8 protein-coding genes are annotated in these 10,377 nt (G+C 55.9%); 2 read left to right on the top strand and 6 right to left on the bottom strand.

Annotated elements, in window-relative coordinates; all coding sequences use genetic code 11:
• Positions 1-853 precede the first annotated feature (853 nt).
• From ACOVRA_RS02560 to ACOVRA_RS02545, 4 genes are all read right to left on the bottom strand, one after another.
• Positions 854-4,486, bottom strand: a complete 3,633-nt coding sequence (locus ACOVRA_RS02560; protein ID WP_421718920.1) for an ABC transporter permease/M1 family aminopeptidase — start codon at positions 4,484-4,486, stop codon at positions 854-856.
• A gap of 16 nt (positions 4,487-4,502) precedes the next feature.
• Positions 4,503-5,381: an ABC transporter ATP-binding protein gene (locus ACOVRA_RS02555; protein ID WP_292933677.1), complete on the bottom strand. Its 879-nt coding sequence runs from the start codon at positions 5,379-5,381 to the stop codon at positions 4,503-4,505.
• Between the two features lie 395 nt (positions 5,382-5,776).
• Positions 5,777-6,601 (bottom strand): flagellin, encoded by an 825-nt coding sequence (locus ACOVRA_RS02550; protein ID WP_292933679.1) that lies wholly within the window; start codon positions 6,599-6,601, stop codon positions 5,777-5,779.
• 445 nt (positions 6,602-7,046) lie between these two features.
• The gene (locus ACOVRA_RS02545; RefSeq protein ID WP_292933681.1) at positions 7,047-7,355 is read right to left on the bottom strand and encodes an alkylphosphonate utilization protein; all 309 of its coding nucleotides are present in this window, start codon (positions 7,353-7,355) and stop codon (positions 7,047-7,049) included.
• A gap of 106 nt (positions 7,356-7,461) precedes the next feature.
• Here ACOVRA_RS02545 and ACOVRA_RS02540 point away from each other — a divergent pair, with 106 nt between their 5' ends.
• A complete protein-coding gene (locus tag ACOVRA_RS02540) occupies positions 7,462-7,710 on the top strand; it encodes a helix-turn-helix domain-containing protein (RefSeq protein ID WP_292933683.1) in 249 nt (82 codons plus the stop codon).
• On the top strand, positions 7,703-8,983 hold the full coding sequence (locus ACOVRA_RS02535; RefSeq protein WP_421718919.1) for a SulP family inorganic anion transporter: 1,281 nt from the start codon (positions 7,703-7,705) through the stop codon (positions 8,981-8,983). The genes ACOVRA_RS02540 and ACOVRA_RS02535 overlap by 8 nt, the downstream gene beginning before the upstream one ends.
• Positions 8,984-9,017: 34 nt before the next feature.
• Here ACOVRA_RS02535 and rtcA read toward each other — a convergent pair whose 3' ends face one another.
• Together rtcA and ACOVRA_RS02525 are read right to left on the bottom strand one after the other, a co-directional pair.
• Entirely contained in the window at positions 9,018-10,037 is a 1,020-nt protein-coding gene (gene rtcA, locus ACOVRA_RS02530) for an RNA 3'-terminal phosphate cyclase (protein ID WP_421718918.1), read from the bottom strand.
• On the bottom strand, positions 10,034-10,377 hold a 344-nt coding region (locus ACOVRA_RS02525), incomplete at its 5' end, for a hypothetical protein (protein WP_421718917.1). The genes ACOVRA_RS02525 and rtcA, both read right to left, overlap by 4 nt.

Here is a 10,377-nt window from a genome sequence, read left to right as displayed (position 1 = left end):
GAGGGGCCGGGGCGCGTGGTATGCGCCAAATAGGTGGGCCAGATTAACGGACTGGCCCGGAATACGACGCAAACCGTGCGCCCCGGCTGAATAAGTGTGTGTGCTCGGGGTGGGTAACGAGGCCACCTTGTGGTGTAGTTCTTCCCCCGCCTAGTACGTAAAGGCCTCATCCTAGAAGCGCGTGCTTCTAAAAATACATAAGGCTTCCCCAAGGCGTCTCAAAGGCATCGCCTAAGTTCTTGACCAAGGGCTTCACACGGCAGTCGGGCACAAGCACACTCGGGCATCAGGACAGCTAATCCCAATGAAACACGAGGTCGCCACTTCAACCTCGATTAATCCCGCTTACCATCCCCAACCGGTGTCGCCGCTGCAGCAACAACGCCCTCTCGTTGGTGATGGCCTTAAGTTATGCGGGGTTTGATGGGTGGGGGATAAGTTTTTATCTATGCGCTCCCCTCTCCTGCTGGGAGAGGGGAGCGCGCCTTAGCCTTAGGGTGTTGCGGGGCGAATTTGTGCTGCCGATCTGGATCTATTTTGGTGCAACCTATGTTCCACCAAAATAGATCATCGAGCATGCCCGCGACATCTGGGTCGTCAAGTGCGCAGCTTTGCTGCGTCGCTAAGCGATCCGTTTTCAGAGAAAACGGACACTTGACTACCCAGAGGTCGCAAGAACAATTGAGACAGCGGTTTGGTGTGACAGAAGGATCACCAAAACCGCTTCTAGATAGAAACCCCATCAAAAGGACCGCGCAACTTTTGCTGCGCGTTCCCCTTAAGTCCCTTCAGGACAGCTTCCCCAAGGCTGCCGCATGCCGCTTAAGTTTTTATCTGCACGCTCCTTACCCCTTCACTTCCCCGCTTTAGCCGCCTCAATCGCGATAAGATTATCGTCGCTGTTGCGATCAATCCGCTTCACATAGGGATCGATGCCGACAAAGCCCGGTTCGGGGACGGCAGGCAAAGTTAGGACCAATTGTTGACGACCGCTGCGGATAGGGCGGCGTTCAAACGCCAGAACATTGGCTTTGGTAAAGACCTTGTCTTCGGGCTTTTGATTAAAGACGCCCACTTCCCAAGCTTCCGACATGGGGGCCTCGGTCTCTTTGCCTTCGCCATCGGCATAGAGCTTTTTGGCCTCGACCGTCAGCGTCACTTGCCACCGGCCATCTGGCAATTGGACCTTAGACGCTTCCGCCACTTTGGCATCATAGAGCGTGATCTTTTCAAACAGATCGGTGATTAGCTGTTGCTTGACGGGATCAGGTCCCACTTCAGCGCGCAGGTAGGTGATGAATTGGGCGCTGGTAGGATAGGGCGCAGGCTTGAACGCGAATTGGGCGATCAATTTGCGAATGGCGGCATTGACTGGTGCCTCCCCCACTTCATTACGCAGGAAGTACATCACCAAGGCACCCTTATTATAATGGATATAGCCTTGGTTCTCGCCCCGCATCAGCGGCAATTCTTCCACCACTTCGCTGCCGCGTGCGCCCAGATAGGAATCGAGCTCATTCTTTAGGAATTGGCGGACATGATCTGGCCCCAACATGTCTTCCATCACCAAAAGCGCACCATATTGGGAGAAGCTTTCTGACAACATGGTCGAGCCTTGCTTGTCGCCGCCAACAAATTGGTGGGCAAACCATTGGTGTGCGATTTCGTGCGCGGTGACGAAGGTGACGAGGTCAATCTTCGTCGGGTCTCGATTGGCCTGCAGCCAGCCAATGTCCTCACTGAACGGCACGGTGTTGGCAAAGGACTGGGCAAAGGCCGCATAGGCTGGAAATTCCAAAATGCGGAATTGGCGGAACTGGTAGGGCGAGAAGCGCTCGGAGAACAGGGTCAAAGACCGATGCGCCGCCTTTTCCATCCGCTCTAGGTTCGCGGTATGATTGGGGTGATAGTATAATTCCACCGAGACAGGCTTTCCCGCCACTTGGACTTGCGAGCGCTTTACACCATAGCGCGCCGACTGGATCGAGAAGAAGTGGTGGATGGGCGCTTCGGTTACAAAACGACGGGTGATGCGGCCGTCCTTCTTGGTCTCAGAAACCTGGTAACCGGGCGCGATGGGAATTTGATCATCATCGGTGCTGACTGTGATGTCGGCATTCACCCAATGGCTGTCAGGCCGCAAATAATGGTGTGCATCGCCCTTAGGATCTTCCAATTTAAAGGGGCGACGGTCTGGGTCGAGGCCATATTTGCGCCGCTTGGACCGATCGGTCATCCAATTGCCGCGCGAGACGCCGAGGATGGGTGTCAACTCAAAATTATCGAGGAAGGTGCCATTGGCGATCAAGCGGCTCTGCCCACTGCCATTGGTGAAGCCCTTACGGCCATAGGTGGTTTCAAACGTCACAATGCGCTTTTCGCCCGCTGCCATCGGCTTCTCAAACCGGTAGAGTGTCACATTATAGTCCGGCCAAGCCTTTTCAACGACCACGCCGGGGATGGATAGGCTGGCGCGTTCTACTGTTGATCTGTCGGGCAGCGCGGCAATCATGCGTGACAGTGGCGCGCCGGTTTGGTTTTCGATGACATAGCTGCCGGTCACATCGGCTTGGCGATCCTTCAGGCGCAGATTGACGTTGAGTTTTACGTCCGTGATCGTTGGGCCTGGCATCTCCTCATATTGGGCCAAAGCCTTTTCGGCATTGGCTAGGCTTTCTTCGCCCGCGACGCTTGATTGATAGATGTTGAGCACATTGGTGTTGTAAAAAATCCACCCGCCAAGGCCGGCAAAGGCGGCAAGGGCTGAGGCCAGAACTAGCCCTGTCGCGCCCATCATGCGTCGTGGGAATCGGTTGATCCGCGGCATCAATCGTGTCTCCGCTCCACGACGCCACAGGCCGTAGGATAGGATCACCAGAACGACACAGAAAGCACCCCAATAGAGGTCAAACCACGTTTTTCCGATCCAGAAATGCGCCATGCCGTTAAAGGCGCTTAAGGGGGTGCCGGGGTTGCCGCCGTAATTATAGAGATTGTGCTGGAAGCCCATGCTCGCCAGCGTGATCGAGGCGACGAGATAAACCAAGAGACAACCCCAACCTACATATTTATTGGGCGAGAGCGCTTGGAAAAAGACAGCCAAAATAGCGAGCTGCAACCCCGAAATGGTGCCTGGAACAATCCACCAGAGCAAATAGCCCACGGGTTCAAGGCCTGCATAACCTTTGAAGAGCTGCACCCCCATCGCCGCCAGCATGCCGACGACATTGGTTGACAACAGAACCAGAAAGATCGCCAAGACTTTTGGGAAGACAAAGGCCCAATCGCTGACCGGGGTGGAATCGATAATCTCTGCCATGCGGCGCTCGCGGTCGCGCCACACAAGGTCACCCGCATAAAAGCCGGCAATGATGATAGGGATGATGGCGAAAGAGCCTTGTAAGGCCACGACCATCAGGCGTGTGACCGGCTCAATCGCGGTGCCCCGCACTTCATCCGCATAGAGAAGGGCGCCCATGGCGTTAAAAAGGCCCAAGACCAACAGTACAAAGAAAGCCGGGCTGAAAATCACCGCCTTCACGTCAAACGCGGTGCGCGCCCAGAGCTGTGCCAAGCGCACTTGGCCGGTGAGAACAGGCGCGATGACAGGTGCGGTAGCCACGATTGGTCCAGCGACGGCCTTACCAGCCTTGGCTGCCTTGTCTGCCTTCACACCTTTGCCGCCCGGGCGATAGATGAAATAGGAGAGGCCTAGAAAGGCCAAAGCAATGCTGAGCCAGATGGCTCGGTTCTGCAGAAATGTGCCGACCAGTTCTGGCAGGCGCGTGTTGCGGTCGGCCGCCGTCCAATATTCGGTCTGGCGGAACAAGGCGCTGACGCCAGTAGGGTCAAATAGGCCGGCAATGTCCTTCATGTCGGGCTTGTCGAAGATGACGCCCGTGGTCACCCAAGCAACCAAAATGCCGATCAGGCCCAGATAGGCCCCCATCATGGAGCGGGTCGCGGTAGCAAAGGCAAACAACATCGCGCCAAATACGAACAGCATGGGCAAGGCGATAATGAAGTAAGCAAAGGCATAATGGGCCAAAATCAGCGGCCCGACCTTCTCTTGATCCAGCCACGGCATGAGCGAGCCGATCAAGATCGCCAGCGGCACCGAGAGATAGCCCACCGCTGCTGCCAGCCAAGACCCGGCAAAACGGCCATACAGATAGGCCGCTTTGCCCAAACGCGTGGCACGTAAAATGGGGCCATAGCCGGTCTCGTCATCGCGTGTGACCGAATTGGCGACAAAGGCTGTCACGGCAAACAGCGCAAAAATCCCCATCACCATCATGGTTTGATTGATGGCAAAGGGCGAGTTGATATTCGTATTGCCGGTGCCACCGATCTGGATTTCATCGACCGTGACGGCCCCGAACGTCAGCAGAAAGAAGAGGGTAAAGCTGACCCAGAGTACCGGGTTACGAAGCTGATAGCCGAACTCAAAGCCGGCCACAGACAGGAATTGGCGCAAGGATTTCATAATGTCTGTCCCGATCTCAAGCAGCAGCGCGCGTAGCGGCGAGGGTTGAGAAATAGACGTCTTCCAGACCCCCTTCGACGGCATTAAAGCCGGGCTCTGGCTCTTGGTCGGCCAACACATGAATGACGGTCTCGCCGCCGAAGAGGCGCGAGGAAATGACTTGCATCCGCGCTTGATAATCCGCGAGCGCCGCGCGCCCAATGGTCTTGCGCCATACCCGCCCCGACAGCGCGTGGGTTAGGTCTTTGGGTGCACCCTCTGCCACAATCTTCCCACCGGCCAGAATAGCCATGGCCGGACAGAGATCGGCGACATCTTCCACGATGTGGGTGGAGAGGATCACGACCACTTCATCGCCAATCGCGGCCAATAGGTTCAAGAAGCGGTTGCGCTCTTCAGGGTCGAGGCCCGCGGTCGGCTCGTCCACGATGATCAGCTTGGGGGCACCAATCAAAGCTTGTGCGATCCCAAACCGCTGCCGCATGCCGCCGGAAAAGCCCGCGATGGCCTTGTTGCGCACCTGCCAAAGATTGACTTGGTTCAATAGGCCTTCAACGACTTCCTTGCGCTCTTTAGCGCCAGCGAAGCCCTTTAGGATGGCCATATGGTTCAGCATGTCTTTGGCGGTGACGCGCGGATAGACGCCGAAGTCTTGCGGCAGATAGCCCAAAGTCTCGCGCAAGAGTTCGGGCTGTTGCAGCACGTCAATCTTACCAAACTCAATCGCGCCAGAGGTCGGCGTTTGCAGCGTGGCGATGGTGCGCATCAAGGTCGATTTGCCAGCACCATTGGGGCCGAGCAGTCCATACATGCCCGGCGCTATGGTCAGATTGATGTTATCAAGCGCCTTGACGCCATTGCTATAGACATGCGTCAGGCCGGTAATCTTTAACATGTTAGTCCCCCGTTTTGCCGGAGGGTAACGTGCGCGTTATGAGGCGGCAATGCCCCCAGATAATTAAATTAACGTCATAAACCTCTAGGATTATGCCCCTTTTTATCCAATTTCTAAGCCAAAAGCCGAATGGCGTCGCGGAGACGTATCACACGACCTCGTTACAAATAATCTCATGACTTTATGTCATGGCTGATGCCCATGAGTAGACCAAGTCATTGTCAATACTTGATCATGGGGCAAGCCCAAGTGCCCCCTAATTCAAAGGTGCAAAACGATCTCAAAGGGAGAATACAGCCCAACTGAAAGCTTCATTATTGTGCCAATAAACAAAAAAGGGCCCAAGCCTTTCGGCTTGAGCCCATTTAGAAGGAGATTTTTTCTTGTTGTTCGGTTTAGCGGAACAGCGACAGAGCCGACTGCGACGAGCTGTTGGCAATCGACAGCGCTTGAATACCAAGCTGAGACTTGGTTTGCAGGGCCTGCAGTTTCGCGCTTTCCTTGGCGAGGTCGGCGTCTGCAATCGCCCCGATCCCGTTGTTCAATGCGTCCTGCAGCTTACCAATGAACGTGCGGTGCACGTCCAAACGCTTTGCGCCAGCACCCCAGGTTGCCAATTGGGTACCCAAGTTGGTGATGGATGCGTTCACAAGGCCCAATGCGGTGCCCGAAGTGGTGTTGTCCGTCAGAACGCTACCAGCTGCGACGGTCACAACCGTACCACCCAATGCCAAACTGGCACCGTTGACCGTGATGGTGTTACCACCCGCCGCGTCGCCCAAGGACACAGCATTGCTCGGCGTACCTTGGATCATGTTCGCGCCGTCGAATGAAGCGTTTGCGATGACGCTGGTGATTTGGTCACGGAGCTGGGCAAAGTCGGCGGCAAGCGCTGCCTGTGCAGATGCCGAGTTACCAGCTTGGGTGCCGGCCAAAGCCTTGCCCTTCATTTCGTTCAGAAGTTCCATGATGCTCTCACCAGCCGCAATGCCGGTGTCGAGGATGGAGGCGGCGCGGTCAGTCGATTCACGAACGCGGTCATAGGCACCAACGTCGGAGCGCATCTTATTAGCGATAGCCCAGATCGCACCATTATCTTTTGCGGAGGCGACCTTCAAACCCGTCGAAATCGCGTTTTGGGTTTTGTCGAGGTCGGAATTGGTCTTATTCAAAGTTTGAAGCGCGACCATAGCGCCTTGATTCGTGTTTACGCTGAGCATTTCTAGCCCTCATCCATACTTGGTTGTCCCCCGCTACGAGCGAGGTGTATTCGTTTTGAATACCTGAACAGCGTAAAATTGAGTTCTGAATCCGGCGTTGAGAAACATGGTAAACAAATTCCTACCAAAAGAGAAAATGCAGTATTTTTGGGCAATGGAAATGGTTGATGGATGCTTTCAACTGAAATCAACAAACGAACCAATCAACAGAATGCTATGACATTTTTTGAATATTTATGGTTTATTTTGGAAGCCTTGTACGACCTATGAAGCCCGTATCGAGGCCGGTTGGCAGGTTTTAAAAAAATTTGGGGGCCGCTGCGATTCACCCTTTTTCGCACCGCTTTTTCTGAACCAACGACCAAAAGAGGGCACGGCGGAGCCGCTTGAAAGTCGCTTGACCGATCGGATTGACCAAGTTTGCGCGCCAGTTCAGCGATAGACTTTAATGCTTGCGGACGAATTCCGCACGCAGCACGAGGCCGCGAATGGTGTCGTGCTTGCAGTCAATTTCCTGTGCATCGCCCGTCAGGCGGATCGAACGGATCACGGTGCCTCGGCGCAACGTTTGCCCAGCCCCCTTCACGTCGAGATCTTTGACGAGAACCACGGCATCGCCGTCTTGCAACACATTGCCAACCGCATCGCGCACCACGACAGCGCTTTCCGCCTGTGTCCGCGCAGCCAATTCGGAGGCCGGCATCCACTCCCCGCTCGCTTCATCATAGACATAGTCGTCGTCACTGGCGGTCATGGGCGGTTCCTTCAATCTTTAGACACCTCTCATTGACATGCTGGCCGCTAGAAGACAAGTTTGAACAGTAGTAACTGATACTTCATACATCAAAGAGGTGGCCTCCATGCTGACTTCCGCTCAACTCAAAGCTGCCCGCGCGCTTCTTGGCCTCGACCAAAGTGATCTGGCAACAGCAGCTGGGGTATCTTTGCCGACCATCCAACGCATGGAGGCAAGCGACGGCATTGTGCGGGCGCAGGTCGACAGCCTGATGAAAGTCTTGGGCGCACTTGATCGGCTGGGCGTTGAGGTCATTGGCCCCGAGCAGCCGAGCCATGCGCGCGGCAGGGGCGTGAGGCTAAAAGATGAATGAAGTCGCGCCGGACCCTGCCCGAACCTTTAAGCCCAAGCTCATCAGCGTTCTAAAAGAGGGCTATGGCTTAAACGCCTTTGGAAAGGACGCCTTGGCTGGGGCAACGGTGGCTGTGGTTGCGCTACCCTTATCGATGGCCATTGCCATTGCGTGTGGACTACCGCCCGAAAAGGGCTTGATCACCGCGATTGTCGGCGGTCTGATTGTTTCAGCAACGGGCGGAAGCCGGTATCAAATTGGCGGACCCGCAGGGGCCTTCATTGTGCCCGTAGCCGGAACCGTATTGGCGCATGGCGTTGCGGGCCTGATCACGGCGACCTTTCTCTCGGGCATTTTTTTGGTTCTTGCAGGGGCGCTTCGTCTCGGCCGCTTTGTGCGTTTGATCCCTAAAGCGGTCGTCCTAGGGTTTTCAGCTGGCATTGCGATCATCATTGCAGCCAGCCAGTTGCATGACTTTCTGGGGCTACAGATTTCCCATGAGCCCGCTGAACTAGCCGAAAAGATCCGCACACTGATTTCAGCGCGAGCGAGCTTTAACCCCGCCGCCTGCGCCCTTGCGATTGCAACCATGGCGGTCATTCTGTTGGCGCGTCGCTGGAAGCCCGCTTTTCCCGGCATGCTGCTGGCCATTGTGGTGACAAGCCTTGCGGCGGAGCATTTTCACCTACCAATTGAGACTTTGGGTGATCGGTTCAGCACCTTGAAGGGCGTTTGGCCTGCCCCGAGCTTACCCCAATTGGACCCCGCCTTTATCATGATGCTTCTGCCAGCTGCCGCATCTTTTGCTTTGTTAGGGGCGATTGAATCGCTCTTGTCAGCGACGGTGGGGGACACGATGGGCGGGAGACAACATCGACCCGAAGCTGAATTGGTTGCCCAAGGCCTAGCCAATATGGGGGCGGCACTATTTGGCGGATTTTGCGTCACGGGGACAATTGCCCGTACGGCCACCAATATCCGCGCGGGGGCCCATGGCCCCATTGCAGGCATCCTTCATGCCATCTTTGTGCTGATTGCCTTCTTGGCCCTGATGCCGCTGGCCGCCCATATTCCCTTTGCCGCCTTAGCCGGGGTACTGATGGTGGTGGCATGGGGCATGATCGAGCGTCATGAGATCGCCAGTGTCGCCAAATCCTCTTTCGGCCAGGCGACCGCAATGCTGGTTACTTTGCTGGTGGTCGCTTGGTTTGATTTGACCGCAGGCATAGCCGCAGGCTGCGTGATTGTTGCGGTCAGCACGTGGACGAAACGGTCCAAGCCGCCACAGGCCTGAGGCAGGCGCTTTGATGCACCTGCCGCCAACTATTTCAGGGACCAAGCCGCACCAAATGTGCGCCGCCCTCATGGTCGGTCAGATTAAACGCCCGCCCCGTAAAGCGGGTTGCAAGGTCCATCGCCGTCAACAAATGTTGGCTTGGCTTGACGGTCGTGAATTGCCCGCGCCCAGCAAGGACAAAGGGCAAGATCAATTGATCCGCCAGATGTGGCCCAGCGAAGGCGATGCTGTCCTGATAGCCTTGCATACGCGCAGCAGCCACTTTCCCCAATTGTTCAGCCGGGACGCCCAATTGTCCAAAGCCGCTGACCAGTTCGGTGACATGGGCATAGCGCGCCGTCAGCATTAAAATCACACCGGGGCCTTGATCGGCTGGCAACTCTCGAACCGAGAAGGCACTTTCTGGCCAAGTCGGAAAAGCCGCCTGTACGCGGCCGCGAAGGCGTCTCGCCACATCAAAGGAGAGGCCCGCGAAGTTTGCCTCACAGGTTGCATCCACGAGCGCACCGCGATCCAGACATGCGATGGGGCGCAAGGGTGCCGGCTCAATATCGATCTCTATCCGCCCACCACCACGGGGGTAAAACCCATGCCGGATCAGACGCGCGGAAACCTTCGGCCCCATTTGATTGATCAGGGGCAGAAAGCAGCGCTCGATAAACTCAAAGGGTGGGGCACCCATGGCGTGGGTCCCGCCTTCGAGAACCAATTTCGAGGGGCCATCCGCAAAGATCAGCGGCATGAGGATTGTTTGCAACACGAGGCCGGTGGATCCCGCAGTACCAATTGAGAAATGATACTCGCCCGGCGTTATCTTGCCCGGGCGAAAGGTCAATTCGGTGGCACCGACATGGATGCCGTCGCAAACAGACCCCGAGATTTGGCGAGCGGCTTCCACCGCCGTCGCGTGCTGACGCATGAGGCCGGGCTTTGAGCGCTTGGCGCGAATATTGGTCAGGTGAAACGGCTCACCCGTGATGAGCGACAAGGCGCACGCATTGCGCACCATTTGCCCGCCACCTTCACCTTCCGATCCATCAATACTAATCATCTTAACTCACTCAATCTCATTATTTTGTGCGCGTATGGCCACCAAAAGTGCCAACAAATACGCCCGTTTTTTGTATCCGTATGAAGCGCGAAATCGCCTTCGCCGCACGCTAGCCGGTGAAGGCAAGCTATCAAGTCGACATAGCCTGCCGCCCCGATTGTCAACTGCAGATGGTTGCCTTCTTCGACCAGTTCTAGACCAGCTAACTCTGACGAATAAGCGACGCGAAGCTTGGACACCTGCCGATCACAGACTTGATTGTAGCCAATACCGTGCAACAGCGCCTCAGAAACCGGCTCCAAAGGCAGGGTTCGGTAGGAAGCATGATCGTTACGAAGAA

This window comes from Aquidulcibacter sp., assembly GCF_049239865.1.
GTDB lineage: Bacteria > Pseudomonadota > Alphaproteobacteria > Caulobacterales > Aquidulcibacteraceae > Aquidulcibacter.
Note: the sequence above shows the minus strand (reverse complement) of the source record. Positions and strands in the feature narration are given on the sequence as shown.